Origin of the sequence: Arcobacter sp. LA11, from assembly GCF_001895145.1 — a bacterium.
In the GTDB taxonomy this organism is placed as follows: domain Bacteria; phylum Campylobacterota; class Campylobacteria; order Campylobacterales; family Arcobacteraceae; genus Halarcobacter.
Window position 1 is genome coordinate 83,158 of sequence record NZ_BDIR01000002.1, and the last position, 19,158, is coordinate 102,315.

The 19,158-nt window shown below is 29.2% G+C and carries 15 protein-coding genes; 6 read left to right on the forward strand and 9 right to left on the reverse strand.

From position 1 onward, the window contains the following. Positions 1–60 precede the first annotated feature (60 nt). Together BT997_RS02405 and BT997_RS02410 are read left to right on the forward strand one after the other, a co-directional pair. Positions 61–2,244 (forward strand): ABC transporter substrate binding protein, encoded by a 2,184-nt coding sequence (locus tag BT997_RS02405; RefSeq protein WP_072679804.1) that lies wholly within the window; start codon positions 61–63, stop codon positions 2,242–2,244. Further along, the gene (locus BT997_RS02410; RefSeq protein WP_072679805.1) at positions 2,225–2,881 is read left to right on the forward strand and encodes a response regulator transcription factor; all 657 of its coding nucleotides are present in this window, start codon (positions 2,225–2,227) and stop codon (positions 2,879–2,881) included. The genes BT997_RS02405 and BT997_RS02410 overlap by 20 nt, the downstream gene beginning before the upstream one ends. Here the strand turns inward: BT997_RS02410 and BT997_RS02415 are convergent. From BT997_RS02415 to BT997_RS02450, 8 genes are all read right to left on the reverse strand, one after another. Further along, positions 2,878–3,546, reverse strand: coding sequence for a response regulator transcription factor (locus BT997_RS02415; RefSeq protein ID WP_072679806.1), 669 nt, complete (start codon positions 3,544–3,546; stop codon positions 2,878–2,880). The genes BT997_RS02410 and BT997_RS02415 overlap by 4 nt on opposite strands. Continuing rightward, positions 3,543–5,750, reverse strand: a complete 2,208-nt coding sequence (locus tag BT997_RS02420; RefSeq protein WP_072679807.1) for an ABC transporter substrate binding protein — start codon at positions 5,748–5,750, stop codon at positions 3,543–3,545. Before BT997_RS02420 ends, BT997_RS02415 begins: the two co-directional genes overlap by 4 nt. Before the next feature lie 82 nt (positions 5,751–5,832). Then, entirely contained in the window at positions 5,833–7,134 is a 1,302-nt protein-coding gene (locus BT997_RS02425; protein WP_072679808.1) for an anaerobic C4-dicarboxylate transporter, read from the reverse strand. Between the two features lie 36 nt (positions 7,135–7,170). After that, positions 7,171–8,574, reverse strand: coding sequence for an aspartate ammonia-lyase (gene aspA / locus BT997_RS02430; protein ID WP_072679809.1), 1,404 nt, complete (start codon positions 8,572–8,574; stop codon positions 7,171–7,173). A gap of 248 nt (positions 8,575–8,822) precedes the next feature. Then, a complete protein-coding gene (locus tag BT997_RS02435; RefSeq protein WP_072679810.1) occupies positions 8,823–9,554 on the reverse strand; it encodes a fumarate reductase iron-sulfur subunit in 732 nt (243 codons plus the stop codon). Then, positions 9,554–11,536, reverse strand: coding sequence for a fumarate reductase flavoprotein subunit (locus BT997_RS02440; RefSeq protein WP_072679811.1), 1,983 nt, complete (start codon positions 11,534–11,536; stop codon positions 9,554–9,556). The genes BT997_RS02435 and BT997_RS02440 overlap by 1 nt, the downstream gene beginning before the upstream one ends. A 10-nt stretch (positions 11,537–11,546) precedes the next feature. Then, positions 11,547–12,320 (reverse strand): fumarate reductase cytochrome b subunit, encoded by a 774-nt coding sequence (locus BT997_RS02445; protein WP_072679812.1) that lies wholly within the window; start codon positions 12,318–12,320, stop codon positions 11,547–11,549. A gap of 122 nt (positions 12,321–12,442) precedes the next feature. After that, positions 12,443–13,768 carry a sodium:alanine symporter family protein gene (locus BT997_RS02450; protein WP_072679813.1) on the reverse strand — a complete coding sequence of 442 codons (1,326 nt, stop codon included), beginning with the start codon at positions 13,766–13,768 and terminating at the stop codon, positions 12,443–12,445. A 282-nt stretch (positions 13,769–14,050) separates the two neighbouring features. On the opposite strand from BT997_RS02450, the gene trxB reads away from it, so the two are divergent. From trxB to BT997_RS02470, 4 genes are all read left to right on the forward strand, one after another. Continuing rightward, positions 14,051–14,980, forward strand: coding sequence for a thioredoxin-disulfide reductase (gene trxB / locus BT997_RS02455; protein ID WP_072679814.1), 930 nt, complete (start codon positions 14,051–14,053; stop codon positions 14,978–14,980). A gap of 3 nt (positions 14,981–14,983) precedes the next feature. Continuing rightward, positions 14,984–15,757: a 4-hydroxy-tetrahydrodipicolinate reductase gene (gene dapB / locus BT997_RS02460; protein WP_072679815.1), complete on the forward strand. Its 774-nt coding sequence runs from the start codon at positions 14,984–14,986 to the stop codon at positions 15,755–15,757. 76 nt (positions 15,758–15,833) lie between these two features. Next, positions 15,834–17,183, forward strand: a complete 1,350-nt coding sequence (gene purF / locus BT997_RS02465) for an amidophosphoribosyltransferase (RefSeq protein ID WP_072679816.1) — start codon at positions 15,834–15,836, stop codon at positions 17,181–17,183. Between the two features lie 7 nt (positions 17,184–17,190). After that, positions 17,191–18,156, forward strand: a complete 966-nt coding sequence (locus tag BT997_RS02470; RefSeq protein WP_072679817.1) for a TIGR01212 family radical SAM protein — start codon at positions 17,191–17,193, stop codon at positions 18,154–18,156. Between the two features lie 42 nt (positions 18,157–18,198). Here the strand turns inward: BT997_RS02470 and BT997_RS02475 are convergent, their stop codons facing one another. Next, on the reverse strand, positions 18,199–19,095 hold the full coding sequence (locus BT997_RS02475; RefSeq protein ID WP_072679818.1) for a LysR family transcriptional regulator: 897 nt from the start codon (positions 19,093–19,095) through the stop codon (positions 18,199–18,201). Between the last annotated feature and the right edge of the window lie 63 nt (positions 19,096–19,158).

Sequence of the window (19,158 nt, forward strand, 5' to 3'; positions counted from 1 at the left end):
TTATGGTGCTAAGTTTTCTTAGCACCATTTTTTTTAGATAAACTAGATTATAATATTCTTATGAAAAAGCTACTTTTACTCATTATCTTTCAAACTTTTCTTTTTTCAAATAGTTCAATTTTAATAATAAATTCATATCATAAAGGCTATGAGTTTAGTGATAGTATTGTAGATGGTATAGAGCGTAAGTTATATTCCCATTCAGATATAGATATAAATATCTTATATATGGATTCAAAAAGAGTTACTAGTAAAGAGTATTATGATAACTTACAAAATCTTTATAGTGTACAACTTAGAAATAGAGAGTATGATTTAGTTGTTGCAGTAGATAGATTTGCATATGATTTTGTTTTGGAAATAGCAAATAAATTTTTTAAAGATAAACCAATTTTAGCTGTGGGTATTGAGAACTTTTCTCTTGCAAAAGCTAAAAAATTTGGTGTAGAAAATAGACTTTCTGCTTTAATTGAAGAAAGGGATTTAAAAGCTAATGTAAAAGCTATAGAAGAACTTATTCCTTCTATAAAAAAACTATATATAATAAATGATAAAAGTCTTAATGCTTTACATACAGAACCGCTTATAAATAAGCTTATAAATGAGTTTCATAATGAGTATGAATTAATTTATATAAAAGAGGATAACTTGGAAGACCTAGAAAAAAGGTTCTCAAAATATGAAGAAGATAGTGCAGCACTTTTTATTAGGTTTTATAAAAATCAAAATGGTGAGTTAAATAAAAATCAAAATATTGCAAAGTTTATAAAAAATGCAAAGGTTCCTATCTTTATAACAGATTCCATTTTCATAAACAAAGGTGCAACTGGTGGTAAGATAGTTGATTTACATCGTTTTGGTGAAACTTCGGGACAGATGGCTTTAGATATTTTAGAAAAAAAGAAATATGAGATAACTATTTCTGAAGATTTATTTTATATTTTTGACTCTCAAAAACTTAGTGAATTTATATTGCCTGTAGCAGCTTTATCTTTTCCCTATGAATTAGTAAATAAAAGGCTCACTTTTTATGATAAAAATCGAGGTTTTATTGATTTTATTTTTACAATATCACCTTTATTGATATTTTTAATTTTAGGGTTAATCCATAATATTTATAAACGGAGACAAGTTGAAAAGGACTTAAGACAAAGAATAGATTTTGATGAGGTTTTGCTAAATGCAATTGATAGTCCAATTTTTTGGCAAAATGATAAAGGAATTATTGTTGATTCAAACGATAATTTTTGTAAATTAGTTAAATTAAAATGTAAAGATATTTACGGAAAAAGGCTAGAAGACTTTAAAGACATTAGAGATGTTAGAAAAGTTATTAAAGTAATTCAAAGATATAAAGAGAACAAGAGTGAAAATTATGAGTTTAAATATTTTGATGAAAACTTTAAAAAAAAGGTATATTTAGTAAAGCAAGAGAAGTTTAGAGATGAAATTTCAGAAAGTGAAGGTTTAGTTACTATTTTTACTGATATTACTAAAGAACAAGAAGTTGCAAAAGAAAAACAAAAAAATAAACAATTTATAGTCCAACAATCAAAGCTTGCAGAGATAGGTGAAGTATTTTCTTCCATTGCACATCAATGGAAGTCACCCCTTGTAGAAATTACTGCAATAGCACAAGATCTATTTTATTCAAAAAAATGTAAAGAAATGAAAGAAAATGAAAGTTTTGTAAGTGATATAATGAAACAAGTTGATTATATGACGGATACAATAAATGATTTTCAAAAGTTTATAATGCCTTCAAATACTAAGGTTGAATTTAATATAAAAGAAGCAATTGATTCTATGTTAGAAATAGTAAATCATAATATAAAGTATAATAATATAAAAATAAATATAGAGATAAAAGAAGGCTCTTGTCTTGAGATTTATGGTTATAAAAATGAATTTATGCAATCTTTTTTAAATATAATCAATAATGCAAAAGATGCTCTTTTAAATAATGATTATAAAGATAGAAAAATTGATATTAAACTTTTCAATGAGGATTCAAATTTAATTATTCTTATTCAGGATAATGGTGGTGGAATAGACAGCGAAAGTCTACATAAGATTTTTAAAGCTTATTATTCAACAAAAAATGATGGACATGGTATTGGACTTTATATGAGTAAAATGATTATAGAAGATAAAATGGGTGGTAAAATTTCTGTTGAAAATAAAAATGGTGGAGCCTGTTTCAAAATTAAATTAGGACATATCTGTGAAAATATTAGTTCTTGAAGATAATAAAAGATTAGCTAATGTAATTAAAAGTGCTTTAGAACAAGAGTCTTATAAAGTAGATTGTTTTTTTGATGGCGATGATGCTTTTGAAGCTTTAGGAAATGGTTATTCCTGTTTTATTTTAGATATAAATGTTCCTAATTTAGATGGAATTTCAATATTGGAATATATAAGATTAAATCATTCAAATATTCCAGCAATAATAATTAGCTCTAATCATGACTTAGAGAAAATACAAAAGTCTTATGAGATAGGTTGTGATGATTATTTAAAAAAACCATTTTATATTCTTGAGCTTGTTCAAAAAGTAAAAAAGCTTTGTATCTTGCCTAAAAAGTTTTTAAAATTTAGTGAAAATTGTAGATATGATTTTATAAATCATAGACTATTTGAAAATGATAAAGAATATGAACTTACAAAAAAAGAGATACTTTTTTTAGAACTATTTTCTAAAAACTTACATCATGTAGCAAGTTATGAAGAATTAGAAGAGTATGTTTGGGAAGGTGAAGAAACTACTCTTATAAATATCCGTTCTATGATAAAAAGGCTAAGAAAGAAGTTACCCGATGATAGTATTATCATTGTAAAAGGAATGGGGTATTCTTTAAATAAAGAAGTTTCTCTTTCTTAAATTCCTTTTTGTAAAGGAATTTGGTCTGCATCAATTGAATAACCAATACCTTTTACTATTTTGATTGATTTTTCAGGAATTTTTTTTCTAATTCTCTTTACAAGTGCTCTTACATTTATTAAAGTTGTCTCTTCTCCTTCCCAGACATAATCTTCAATCTCATCAAAACTAAATACTCTATGAATATCTTTTGCTAATAATTCTAAAAAAAGTATCTCTTTTTTTGCTAGTTTTACCTCTTTTTCATCTTTTATTAGAAAATGTTTATTGTAATCAAAAATGTAGCCATTTCCTAAGTCTAATAAAGAAGATTTAACTTTACAAAATTTTTGTACTTTTTGGATTAGTTCATACATAAAAAATGGTTTTTTTAAATAATCATCACAACCTATCTCATAAGACTTTTGTATTTTCTCTAAGTCATGATTAGAGCTAATTATTATTGCTGGAATTTCATTGTGATACATTCTTATAGATTCTAAAATAGATATTCCATCAATGGAAGGGACATTTATATCTAAGATAAAACAGGAATAACCATTTGTAATCATACTTAAAGCTTCCGCTCCATCTGCAGTTGTATCTACTTTATAACCAGCTTTAGTAAGGGCTTGTTTTATCAGGCCACATAATCTCTCATTATCCTCTAAAACTAAAATTTTCATTTTGTTAGCTCCAATTGAATTGTAAACATAGCACCATCTTTTGTATTTGAAACATCAATGGTACCTCCAATTTTATCTTCTATTATTAATTTAGCCATGTATAATCCTATCCCATGACCATCTTTTTTTGTTGTAAAATAAGGTTCAAAAATTTGATTTATATATTTAGAAGGGATTCCTCCTCCATTATCAGAAATATCAATTTGTACTTTATTATTTATATTTTTAATATTTATATTAATATTACCTTGAGTAATTTTATCTTGGCTTTTTTCTTTTATAATAGATTCTTTTGCATTATTAACAATATTTAAAAGAGTTTGCATTAATTCATTTTTATAGCCTAAAATCATTAAGTTAGTATCAGGTTCAACATTTACATTTACATTGATATAATTGTACTTCATGTTATGCCGAATAATTTCTAGCATCTCTTCAACTGATTCATTTATATCAAATACAATTTTTTGAGTAGAAGGCATGATAAATTTTTGAAAACTATTAATTGTTTCTGTCATATATCTAACTTGAAACATAATGTCATTTACAAACTTGTCATCTTCTTCTTTTACTTCACTTTCTTCATTATAAAGCTTTTCCTGTGCAATAGTTGCAATCTCTACAAGGGGGGATTTCCATTGATGTGCAATAGAAGAAAATACTTCACCTATCTCTGCAAGTTTTGATTGTTGGATTACAAATTCTTGATGTTTTCTTTTCTCTTTTATCGCTTGTTTCTCTTTTGTAATATCAGTAAATACTGTTACTGTACCTTTTGTTTTAAATATATTTTCTGTATAGTTTGTTTGATTTATTAAGTAAGTATGCTCTTTTTCATCTATACTTTTTACAACTATTTGGTTTTCATCAATTGCATTATTTATAAATGGTTCTAAACTTTTACTAATAGTTGTAGATTTGTTTCTTTTGATATAATCTTTAAGTGTTTTTCCTTTTACTTGGGGACAAGGCAAATCCATAAAGTCGCAAAACTTAGCATTTGAATCAACTACTTTTCCTTTTTCATCTTGCCACACAATTGGTGCTTTTATTGAATCAAGTAATACTTTATCAAATTGCATTCTTTGTTTTAATAATTTTGTATTTCTTATTCTTAGATATAAATTATATATAAGACCTACTATTAAAAATAGTAAAAATGGAGACATTAAAAAAACGAAATCTACAAATTGTCTATGTTTATCTAAAAACCCCATAGGTTGATTTACATAAGTATAATCTACTTTTAAAATATCAGGTTGAAGTTTAAATTTTTTTATTTTTTCAAAATCAAATTTGTATTGGAAAGTTTCTTCAATTTTTATAAAAGGAGTAGAAAGTGTTTTATATAAAATACCTAAAATATTTTCCCCTGATTTTATTCCTAAATTTTTAATTGGAACTAACTTACCACCAGTCGAACCTTTTTCTATAAATAGAGTATCTGTAGTAAATACAGGGATTTCACTTAATTCTATCATTTCTGCAATTTCACTATTTTTATAAAGGTGACCATTTTTATCATTGTAAAATCTAATAAAAAATACAGCTTCATTTGGAATATAAGCAGAGAATTTCTTTTTTAATTCATCTAATGTTGAGCTTCTTATATATTCAATTTCAAATTTATGTTTTAATTCATTTATGGCACTTCTAATAAAAGGATCAGTGTCATCGCCATTTTCACTTTTGTCATTTATAATATACAGTCTTTTTAGATTTGGTATAAGTTTAGGAATCATTTTAATAATATCACTAATAGCTCTTTTTTCTAATAATCCTGAAACTTTATTTTGTAAATTATATTTTTTTACTTCATCTTGTGAAAACTGTTCAATTCCAACAAAATAAATAGGCTCATTTGTGAAAAGTTCCGTATAATTTTGTAGGGTAAATTCATAAGCAAATTTATCAATTGCAACAACTAAATCATATTTACTTTTGGATAATTGTAATTTATATAAATCTTTTAATTCTTTATAGTAAGTGGGTGATGCAATTCTTTTTGAATCCATATACCAAACAGTAGAAGTGATTTTTGTATTATATAAAACTGATTCTATACCATTTAAAACGTCATCACTCCATTGAAATCCTCTATGGTATGAATTGATAATTAATACGTTTTTTTGATTATTTGCATAAAGATTAGTATTTGATAAAAAAATAAGGCTTATTAAAAATAAAAAAACTTTAAAATTCATGATATTTCCTTATTTTAAATAAGACATTTTACCTAAAATTATAATAGAGGGAAGTAAAACTTCCTCTCTATTTTTTATCCTTTTATAGAATAACTCCACCTAACATAAATCCAAAAATTACACTTAGTGTAATTGCAATAACACCTGGAATCATAAATGGGTGGTTAAATACAAATTTTCCAATTCTAGTTGAACCTGTATCATCCATTTCAACAGCTGCAAGAAGTGTTGGATAAGTTGGTAATACAAATAATGCACTTACTGCTGCAAATGATGCAACAGCAGTAACAGGATCAACACCTAAAGCTAAGGCTGCAGGCATTAGAGCTTTTGTTGTAGCACCTTGAGAATAAAGTAGCATACTTGCAAAGAATAAAGTAATAGCTAACATCCATGGATATTGATTTAATAATGTACTAGCAAACTCTTTGATCTCTCCAATATGAGCACCAACAAATGTAGTACCTAGCCAAGCAACACCTAATACACAAATACAAGCACTCATACCTGATTTAAAGGTAGATGCACTAAGAATTTTTCCAGTATCAACTTTACAAGCCCATACAATAAGAGAAGCACAAGCTAACATAAACACCATGATTGCTGCATTTCTTGGTAAACTTGGATCTACAATAACAGCTACTTTTTTACTTATTAAAGTTGCATAAGTTACAACTGCAAAGATTGTTGTGATAAAAATAGCAACTGATAATTTTGCACCTTTTTTGATCTCAACTTTTGTTTCACCTCTTAATTTAACTAAACCTTTTTCTAATCTATCTTGGTAAACTTTGTCATTAACTAATTCTTTTCCTAGAAAATTACTAACAAATGCAGTAATCATACACGCAGCAAAAGTTGTAGGAATACAAACTGCTAAAATTTCAATATAACCAACACCTAAAGGTTCTAAAATACCACTTAAAAATACAAGTGCTGCAGAAATAGGTGATGCAGTAATAGCAATTTGTGAGGCAACAACAGCAACACCTAAAGGTCTTGAAGGTCTAATTCCTTGCTCTTTTGCAACTTCTGCAATAACAGGAAGTGTAGAATAAGCTGTATGTCCAGTACCTGCTAAAATTGTCATAAAATAAGTAACTGCTGGAGCTAAATAAGTAATATGTTTTGGATTTTTTCTTAAAATATTCTCCGCAATTTTAACCATATAATCTAATCCACCTGCAACTTGCATTGCAGCAATTGCAGCAATAACTGACATAATGATTAGAATTACATCAATAGGAATACTTCCTGGTTTTAATCCGAAGAATAAACAAAGAATTAAAACTCCTAAACCACCAGCATAACCAATACCAATACCACCAAATCTAGCACCTATAAATATGGCACCTAACACTACGACAATTTCTAAACCTAACATAACTTCTCCTTTTAAGTTTTTATTTCTTTATTATTTTTATTTACAAACCATTCTTGGTTGAATCATATTTTCAGGACGAATTAATTCGTCTAATTCTTCTTTTGTTAATAGTTTCTTTTCTAAAACAATGTCATATACAGATCTTTTTGTATCTAAAGCTTCTTTTGCAACAGCAGTAGAGTTTTCATAACCAATTGTTGGATTTAAAGCTGTTACTAAACCAATACTATTTATAACTAGGTCATGGCAATGTTCTTTATTTGCAGTAATTCCATTTATACATTTTGTTGCTAAAGTTTCAAATGCATTTTTCATCATATTTATTGAGTTAAATAAGTTATATGCAATAACTGGTTCAAATACATTTAGTTGTAATTGTCCACCTTCACTGGCCATTGTAATAGTTACATCTGCACCAATAACTTGGAAACAAACTTGATTTACAACTTCTGGAATTACTGGATTAACTTTCCCAGGCATAATTGAGCTTCCTGGTTGTACAGCAGGTAGATTTATCTCATTTAATCCTGTTCTTGGACCTGAACTTAATAATCTTAAGTCATTACAAATTTTTGATATCTTTGTTACAACTCTTTTTAAAACACCTGATATTTGAACATAAGCACCAGTATCTTGTGTTGCTTCTATTAAATCTTTTGCAGTAACAAAAGGTCGACCAGTAACTTCTTGAAGTTTTTGTTCAACAATACAAGCATACTCTGGATGTGAATTAATACCAGTTCCAATTGCAGTTGCTCCTAAATTCATTTCACGAACAAGTTGCTGTGCATCCATTAATATTTTTATATCTTCATCAATAGTTGTTACATAGGTATGAAACTCTTGACCTAAAGTCATAGGTACAGCATCTTGAAGTTGTGTTCTTCCCATTTTGATTACATCTCTAAACTCTTCAGATTTTGCAAGAAAACTACTTCTTAATATCTTCATAGAATCTATTAGTTCATAAATTTTTTCATATAAAGCGATTCTAAATGCTGTTGGGTATGAATCATTTGTAGATTGTGAAAGATTAACATCGTTATTTGGATGTAAAAATTTATATTCACCTTTTTTATGTCCTAAAATCTCCAAGGCTCTATTTGCAATAACTTCATTAGCATTCATATTAATTGAAGTTCCAGCGCCTCCTTGAATCATATCAACTATAAATTCTTCATGGAAATTTCCTGCAATAATTTCATCACATGCTTCACAAATTGCATTTTTTTTCTTTTCTTTTAATAATCCTAATTCATAATTTGCTAGTGCAACTGATTTTTTTACTTTTGATAATGATGTGATAAATGTTGGAAATTGAGATAAAGTAACTCCTGTGATTCCAAAATTTTCTTTTGCTCTTAAACTTTGTACTCCATAATAAACGTTATTTGGGATCTCTCTATTTCCTATTAAATCATGTTCCATTCTCTGTGTCATGGTAAATCCTTTAAATATTTTAAAAAAACTTAATCAACTTAAGTTAAATTTCTTTTTATCTGATGAAATTGTAATCCTCTAAAATGAACTAAAAGTGATGTTTTTATAAAAAAAGGGCTTTTTTAAGTAAAAAAATGAATAAGTATTCATAAAATAGAAAAACCTTAGGAGAAAGGAGAATCCTAAGGCTTTTTTTAGTGACTTAATTTATTAGTAAGGTATATTTATTTTTAATTAAACCTCCTTTATTAATTTGATATAGAAGCTAGTTTTCTTCTCATATATGCAATTTTATTTTGTAAAGGTAAATGTTTAGGACAAGTGTCTTCACATCCAAGTAAAGTCATACACCCAAAGATACCATTATCATCACCAACTAACTCGTAATAATCTTCATGTGTTCTTTCATCATGTGGGTCACATTCAAATCTTGCAATTCTATTTAGTCCCACTGCTCCAACAAAATCTTCTTTTATAAGTTTTGTTCCACATCCAGCAACACAACATCCACACTCAATACAACGATCTAACTCAAAAACAGCATCTGCAACTTCTGGTTCAATAGGTTCTTCAATCTCTGCAATATCTATTTGCTTAGAAGTATGAATCCATGATTCAACTCTTTTTGACATACCATCCATCCAAACTCCTGTGTTTACAGATAAATCTTTAATAAGTTTAAATGTTGGCATTGGTAGCATAATAATCTCTTCTGGTAAATCTTTAGTTAGAGTTCTACATGCAAGTTTAGGTCTTCCATTAATCATCATGGCACAACTTCCACAAATACCTGCACGACAAACAAAATCAAAAGCAAGTCCAGCATCCATAGTTTCTCTAATGTGAGTAAGAGCTAAATAAATTGTCATACTATCTGTCTCTTCAATTTTGTAATCTTGAAAATAAGGTCTTAAATCTTTCCCCTCTTTTTTATCTTGAGGATTGTATCTAAGAATTTTTATAGTTAATTCCCGTGCCATTATTTATCTCCTAATCTTTTATTTTTTCTTTTATATTCATTTTGTAATGGAAAAGGCATAAGTGCATCTTGAATTTGATATCTATCTTTTCCTTCTTCTTGCATATTTTCTGTTATTCCATCTACTTCGATTTGTCTAATTTCACTTAAAGAGTTTTCAATTAAATTTCCTTTTGCTCCATATCCTCTAAATCCTGGAGGAATTTCCATTGTCATAATATCTAGTGCTTCATACTCAACAGTCGGCATTGTATCTCCTTCTTTCCACGAAGTAAGAGTTCTTTTTAACCAATTTTCATCATCTCTTTTAGGATAATCCTCTCTTGTATGGGCTCCTCTAGATTCTGTTCTATCTAATGCTCCTTTAGCTACACAAAGAGCAACTTTTAACATCATAGGAACTCTATAGGCTTCTTCTAACTCAGGATTTGCATATAATTGTTTATCTTTTATTGCAATATTTTTAGATTGGATTAAAAGTTCTTCAAGTTCTTTTACGGCTTTTTCTAATCCTTCACCATCTCTAAAGATTCCAACATATTCTTGCATAAGTTTTTTCATTTTGTTTTTGATTCTAAATACATCCTCTGCACCTTTTCTTGAAATAAGTTCATTCATATAAGATTCTTTTTCTTGAACAAATTTTTCAATAACAGATGTTTTAATATCAACTTGATTGTCTTTACAAAAATCAGCAAAATAATTACCAATAATCATACCTGCAACAACAGTTTCAGAAACTGAATTTCCTCCAAGTCTATTAAATCCATGCATATCCCAACATGCAGCTTCTCCTGCACTAAATAAACCTTTTAGTGTTTGAGATTCTCCTGTTGGTTTTGTTCTAATTCCACCCATTGAATAGTGTTGCATAGGATGAACTGGCGCCCAACCTTTTTGTCCTTCATCTGCTGGATCAATTCCTGCAAAGTACTCACAGATTTCTTGAACATCTCTTAAGTTTCTTTCAATATGTTCTCTTCCTAAAATTGATATATCTAACCAAAGATGAGTTCCATATGGTGAATCAACACCTAACCCTTTTCTCATATGTTCCATCATTCTTCTAGATACTACATCCCTTGAAGCAAGGTCTTTTTTCTCAGGTTCATAATCTGGCATAAATCTATGGCCGTTTTTATCTCTTAGAACTCCACCATCACCTCTACAACCTTCAGTTAATAAAATTCCTGATGGAAAAAGTGGTGTAGGGTGAAATTGAACTGCTTCCATATTTCCAAGTTTTGCAATTCCAGTTTCAAGTGCAATAGCTGTACCTATACCTTCACAGATTACTGCATTTGTCGTAATTTCATATATTCGTCCATATCCACCTGTTGCAATAAGAGTCCCTTTTGCAACATAAGCAACTATTTCTCCTGTGATGAGGTCTCTAACAATTGCTCCATAACATCTTCCTTTATTATGAATAAGTCCAATTGCCTCTTTTCTATCTTCAATGTTTACATCTAATTTAAGTGCTTCATTTGCAACTGCAAAAAGCATTGTATGTCCAGTTGCATCTGCAGTGTAACAGGTTCTCCATTTTTTTGTTCCACCAAAATCTCTTGAGTTAATAAGTCCATGTTTATCATCATCTTCAAAAATTGTAGTTCTTTTTGTGTTTATAACTGCGTCATGGTTTCCTTTTTTTATTCTAGTCCAAGGAACACCCCAAGCGGCAAGTTCTCTAATTGCTTTTGGTGCAGTTGTCACAAACATACGTGCAACTTCTTGGTCACATCCCCAATCTGAGCCTTTTACAGTGTCTTGGAAGTGAACATCTTCGTTGTCACCTTCACTCATTTTTGCATTTCCTAAAGATGCTTGCATACCACCTTGAGCTGCTGCACTATGAGATCTTTTTACAGGAACTAAACTTAGAACTGTTGTACTAAGTCCTTTTTGAGCAGCTGCAACTGCTGAACGTAATCCAGCTAAACCACCACCAATTACTAGTGCATCACAATATTTAATTTTCATAATTTAGCCTTTATTTCTTTGATATTTCAATTGATATGTTATTTTTAGGAGTATATTTTATACCTGGTTGTGAACCATTTTCTATTCCAATTTTTACATATGCAAGAAGTGTGATAAATCCAAGTACTAGAAAGAATGCACTTAATGCTTTTTTTGTGTTATAAAGTTTTTTTCTTGTCTCTTTTGGATTTTCTCCATCAAACCAACCCCATTTCATAGCTGCACGGTAAAGTCCAACTGAACCATGAATTTCTACACAGATTAATAAAATCGCATATAAAAGCCACATATTTTCACTTACAACTCTTTGTGCACTTGCATAGGGACCTATATTTTCTGGTTGAGTGAACATAATATATAGGTGAATAGATGCAGCAAAAATCATAATTAATCCGCTAATCCATTGAAACATCCACATTGATGTATCTTTATGATTCATCATCTTTGCATGCTCTTTTACTTTTATATATGTTTTATAAGAAGTTGGGAATTTTCTAATTCCTAAAAGGGCGTGAATTATAAATATAAAAGAGATAATAGCAACAAATATACTTACAATAATAGGTAGTCCACCTTCAAATATAAAATCGAGTTCAAAAAGTTTTGTAACTTTGTACATCACATCTTTGCCAAGTAAAATTGTAGAAACAAAGAACATATGTCCCATCATAAACAGAGCCAGAACAACACCAGTAGCTGTGAGAAGTTTGTCATATTTAGCAGGAGTCTGACTTTTCTTCCCTTCTATAGTTAAGCCAGTATAGGCTTCTATTATTTTTTCCATGTTTTCCTCCATGATTAAATTTTGTGGAGGAATTTTATATTCTGAAAATGACCTAAAAGTGATATTTAGAAAAAATTAGAAAAATTAAGAAAGTGATAAAAATAAAGAGAAATTAATTCTCTTTATTTTTCTTTGAAGTATCTATTAGTTTCTTCTGAAACTATTTTAGAAAGTATTAATAATGCTATTAAGTTTGGAATTGCCATTAGTCCGTTTGCAAGGTCTGAAAAATTCCATACCAGTTTTAGTTCCATCATTGCACCAATCATAACAAAACTTACAAAAACAACTCTATATATTTTTATTGATTTTTCACCAAAAATATATTCAAAAGCTTTTTCTCCATAATATGACCAACCCAGAATAGTTGAATAACCAAAAAGAATAGTTGCAACTACAACTACAATTGCTCCGTAATCTCCTAAGAAGAATTCAAAACTTTTTAGTGTCAATTCTCCTGCACTTCCTCCTGTTGTCCAAATTGGTGCCATAAGAATAATAAGTGCTGTCATTGTACAAACTACAAGTGTATCAATAAAAGTCTGTGTCATTGATACTAAGGCTTGTTTAACTGGGTCATTTGTTTTTGCCGCAGCTGCTGCAATTGGTGCAGATCCAAGCCCAGATTCATTTGAAAACACACCTCTTGCAATACCATATCTAATTGCAGCTGCAACTGCTGCACCTGCAAATCCACCACCTGCTGCTATTGGATTAAATGCATGGTAAAAAATTAATCCAAAGGCATCTGAAATTTTATCTGCGTTTGTAGCTAGAATAATAATTGCAGTTGTTAAATATACAAAAATCATAAATGGAATTAAAAAAGAAGTTGTTTTTCCAATTGATTTAATTCCACCTAATATTACAAATGAGGTAATAGTAAGTAAAACTATACCTGTAATCCAAGTAGGAGTTGCAAATTGTGAAGATAGAGCATTTGCTACTGCATTTGATTGTGTCATATTTCCAATACCAAATGATGCTAATACTGTAAATAAAGCAAAGGCAAAACCAAGTTTTGGCATATTTGCACCTTTTGCTAAATAGTACATTGGTCCACCTTTAAAACCATTTGTACCTTCTTCTCTATATTTTACTGCTAAGATTGCTTCTGAGTATTTTGTTGCCATTCCCACAAGTCCTGTTATCCACATCCAGAATACTGCACCAGGTCCCCCAAAAGTAATAGCTGTTGCTACTCCAACAATATTTCCTATTCCTACTGTTGCTGCAAGTGCTGTCATAAGAGCTTGAAAATGAGTAATATCACCTTTTGCATTTTCTTCTTTTACAAAAATTAATTTAAATGCATGGCCTAAAGCCCAAAATTGCATACCTTTTAATCTGATTGTTAAATATAAACCTGTACCAACTAGTAATATTAACATTGGTACTCCCCATACAAATCCTGAGGCTGATGAAATAAAATTATTTAATATTTCCATAGAAATCCTTTATTTAAAACCAAGTATAATAACTTAAGTTTAGTTAAAAATTTATGAATAGTTATTCATATAAAGTTTTTATTTATATAGAATATAGTTTAATACGATAAAAATTACTAAAGGAAAATAATTATCTTTTAATTATAAGCTTAATTAATAAAACTAAATTAAATTAATTAACCTTATACTTAATAATATTTGAGTATTATTATGCCCTTATATTAAATAAGAGCATAAATTTAATTATATTTTTATTTGGTATAAACACAAAAAGGATTACATATGTTGGACTTGGCAATTATTGGTGGTGGACCTGCAGGACTTACAGCAGGATTATATGCGACTAGAGGTGGATTAAAAAACGTAACTATGTTTGAAATGGGAATGCCTGGTGGGCAGATTACAGGAAGTAGTGAGATAGAGAACTATCCTGGACAATCTGGACTTATGACTGGTATGGAATTAATGGAAAACTGGCCTAAACAGTGTCAACAATTTGGTTTAAAGCATGAAATGAATCAAGTATCACAAGTTACTAAAGAAGGTGATATTTTTACTTTAACTTTAATTGATGGTACAAAACAAGAAGCAAAATCTGTTTTATTAGCAACTGGTTCAGTTCCAAGACGAGCTGGTTTTGAAGGTGAAGATAAGTTTTTTGGAAGAGGAATTTCTACTTGTGCAACTTGTGATGGTTTTTTCTATAAAGGAAAAGAAGTAGCACTTATTGGTGGTGGTGATTCAGCTTTAGAAGAAGCAGTATATTTAGCTAAGTTATGTTCAAAAGTATATTTAGTACATAGAAGAGATACATATAGAGCAGCTCCAAGTACAATAGAGCATATGAAAGCTTGTGAAAATATTGAAGAAGTAACAAATGTAACTGTAGAAGAAGTTTATGGTGACAATATGGGTGTTACTGGACTTAAAGTAAAAGAAAAAGAATCTGGAGATATTAGAGACTTACCTGTTCCTGGTGTTTTTGTATTTGTTGGACGGGATGTATTAAGTGATTCTTTAAAACAAGAAGATGGGTCATACCTTTGTGATGTAAATGAGCAAACAGAAGTAATTGTAGATTTAAAAATGAGAACAAATGTTCCAGGATTATATGCCGCAGGTGATGTGAGAATTGATGCAGCAAAACAAGTTGTATGTGCAGCAGCAGATGGTGCAACAGCAGCAGTGGATATTATTGAGTATTTAGGATAAAAGATGGTAAATGTAGGAATTGTAGGTAGTACAGGTAGAGTAGGGTCTTTATTAATTGATGACTTAGGGTTAGATGAAGAAGCAAAATTAAGTGCATGTCATGTGTTTGATGAGTTAAAAAAACCTGTTCCTGAAGGAACAGTTATAACAAATGATATGAAAACCTTATTAGAGGTTTCTGATGTTATTATTGATTTTAGTGCACCTGTTGCAACTGAAGCACTTCTTACAGAGATTGTTGAAAATGGTGGTACAAAACCCTTAGTTATAGCAACTACTGGATTTAGTAAACATCAGCAAAATTTACTTTTAGAAGCTAGTAAAAAAGTACCTGTACTTTATGCAACTAATATGAGTTTAGGTGTTGCAGTTTTAAATAAGCTTGTTTCTCTTGCTTCAAAAGCATTAAAAGAGTTTGATTGTGAAATTGTTGAGCAACATCATAGATATAAAGTTGATTCACCTTCTGGTACAGCTCTTACACTTGCAGAACATGCAGCAAAAGCTAGAGATTTAGATTTAGATGCAGTTAGAATTTCTGGGCGTGATGGTGAAATTGGTGCAAGAACTAAAGATGAAATTGGTGTTATGTCTTTAAGAGGTGGTGATATTGTAGGTCGTCATACTGTTGGATTATATAATGATGGTGAATTTATAGAATTACATCATACTGCAACAGCTAGAAATACTTTTTCTAGAGGTGCTATTAAAGCAGCTAAATGGTTGGTTAATCAAGAAGCTGGTTTATATTCAATCAATGACTGTCTTGGTCTGTAACAAAGAAAAATAAATAATTATGGAAAATAAAAAGACATTTACACTTTCACTTTTTGTTTTTTTAAAGGTTAAATAAATGTGTGCAATAGTTGGTATTTACGGTAATGAAAACGCTGCAAGATTAGCATCTTTAGCTCTATTCTCAATGCAACATAGAGGACAAGAAGCAACTGGAATCTCTTCATCATGTGAAGGTAAAATTTTTACTAAAAAAGATAGAGGCTTAGTATCTGAAGTATTTACAGATGAAGCATTGAACTATTTAAAAGGTAATATGGCTATTGGTCATAATAGATACTCAACTGCGGGTGGAGATTCTATATTAGATGCACAGCCAGTATTTGCAAAGTATAAGCTTGGTGAAATTTCTATTGTACATAATGGAAATTTAATTAATAAAAAAGAAGTTAGAAATGATTTAATTGATAAAGGTGCTATTTTCCAAACAGGAATGGATACTGAAAATTTAATTCATTTAATTGCAAAGAATACGAAAGATAGATTAAGAGATAGAATTAAAGAAGCTTTAGATAGAACTATTGGAGCTTACTGTTTTATTATCCAATCTAGAAATAAGCAATTTGTTATTAGAGATAGATATGGGATTAGACCTTTATCATTAGGGAAAATTAAATCAGGTGGTTATATTGTAGCAAGTGAAACTTGTGCTTTTGAACTAGTTGATGCAGAGTTTATAAGAGATGTAAAACCAGGTGAGATGTTGATTTTTAGCGAAGGACATGAAGAACCTGAATCAATTCAATTATTTGAACCTGATTTTAGACCATGTGCTTTTGAATATGTATATTTTGCGCGTCCTGACTCTTTTGTAGATGGAAAGACTGTTTATGAAACAAGAGAAAATATGGGAAAAACTTTAGCTAAAAATGACTCTACAAGTTCTACTAAATATGATATGGTTGTTCCTGTTCCAGATTCAGGAGTTCCTGCTGCTCTTGGTTATGCAGCACAGAGTGGAATACCTTTTAAATATGGAATTATTAGAAACCACTACGTAGGAAGAACTTTCATTGAGCCTACTCAAGAGATGAGAAGTATGAAAGTTAAGATGAAACTTTCTCCAATGAGATCTCTGATTGAAGGAAAATCTTTACTTGTTATTGATGATTCAATTGTAAGAGGTACTACTTCTAAAAGAATAGTTAGAATGTTAAAAGATGCTGGCGCGAAAGAGGTTCATTTTAGAGTTGCAAGTCCAGAAATTAAGTTTCCTTGTTATTATGGAATAGATACTCCAAATAAAGAAGAATTAATTTCAAATAATATGTCTAAAGATGAAGTATGTAAATATATTGAAGCAGATAGTTTAGAATATTTATCTATAGAAGATTTAAAGAACTCTATTGGAAACGATAGAAATTATGCATTAGAGAGTTTCAACGGTGACTATTTCGTTAAAAAGTAAAGATATATTGAAAAATAATCTAAAAGAAGTACTTACTATTGGTAGGTACTTCAGACGTGAGTTTGGAGAAACAGTATATAAGGTTCCAATTTCTATTGGAGGATTTACCTGTCCTAATATTGATGGAACAGTTGCAAAAGGTGGATGTACTTTTTGTGAGAATGATTCTTTTTCACCAAATTTACAAGAAAAAAAGCCTTCTTTTAAATTAAATCCAAGAGTTGAAGAAAATCCTTTTTTAGATAAACAACTTCAACAACTTCAAATGCAATTTGATGCAACAAAACAAAGACTTGAAAATAAATTTGAAGCAAAAAAATTTATAGTATATTTTCAATCTTTTACAAATACTTACGCACCTCTTGCAACTTTAAAAGCTTTATATAAAAAAGCACTTAGCTTTGATAATGTAATTGGTCTTTCAATTGGTACAAGAACTGATTGTATGACAGATGAAATTTTAGATTTTCTAGAAGAGTTATCAAAAGATAAAGAGATATGGGTTGAGTATGGAATTCAATCTTTTTATGATGAAACTTTAGAAAAAATAAATCGTGGTGATGATGCTTCTAATATGAGAACATGGATTACTAAAACAAAGCAGAGAAACCTAAAAGTTTGTGGACATTTGATTTATGGACTTCCTGATGAAGATCAAGAGATGATGCTAGAAACATTTAATCAAACTATAGATTTAAATGTTGACTCAATTAAGTTTCATCCTTTATATGTTGTTAAAAATACATTGTTAACAAAAGATTTCAAACAGGGACGATTTACTCCTATTTCTGAAGAGTTATATATTGATACGGTTGTAAAATCAATTAAAAATCTTCCTGATAATGTATCTGTTCAAAGAGTAACAGCAGGAATTGATGATAGTACACTATTATCACCTAACTGGTGTCGAAATAAACATCAACAAATTCAAAATATTAAAAAAGCTTTGATAAAAGAAGGTTTAAAATACTAAAAGATATTTAGTATTAAAATAGATACTAGGAAAACCCTAGTATTATTTTATTTTTAGTAAATAGTCAACTACATTCTCTATAAATGCATCATGTTTTCTATCTTTTCTATATGCAATATATAGTTTTCTTGTCATTTTATGATTACCAATTCTAGATTCATATAGTGCATCAGCTTTTAGTAGTGACTCAATAGCATTTCTAGATACAATTGATACTGTTGGTGTTTCATTCTTATCTGAGTGTAAAACTGTTTGTACAATCGTTGTTGCACTTGTTACTTCAGATGTTACATCAAATGTATCACAATCTGGATAATTTGCTTTTTCTAATGATTCTTTAAATATTAGTCTTGTATTTGAATCAGGATTTCTACATACCCATTTGTAAGATAATAAATCAGCAGCTTTTGCTTTTGCTGGAAGTTTTTGGTTTGAGAATATTACGATTTCATCATCCATCCATTCTCTATAAATAATATCATCATCTGGAATATAATTTTCAACTAAAGCCATATCTATTTTTTTATCAAGTAAATCTTCAATTGCTTTATGTGAAACAGAAACATTAATTGATACATCGTTATTGATATTTTCTTTTAGGTTATTTAAAAATCTTGGTAAAATATAATTACCAATAATAAATGATGCACCAAATACAAAAGTAACATCTTTATTCATTATTTTTAATACTTCTTTTTCTGCATTGTTTACACATCTTTCTATTTTTTGTGCAATTGCATATAACATTTGACCTTCTTTTGTAAGTCTAATTCCATTCTTCTTTCTATCAACGACTTGGACATCTAAATAGTCTTCAATAAATTTCATCTGTTGTGTAACAGCTGGCTGAGAAATACCAAGTTTTGCAGAAGCTTTGGAAAAGGATTTTTCTCTTACTACTGTTAAAAAAGTCTCTAGTTTTGCAAAATCTGTTAACATCATTGTTACCTTTAATTAAATCTAATGATTATAATAACATTTGTTTATAAATAGAATTATTAA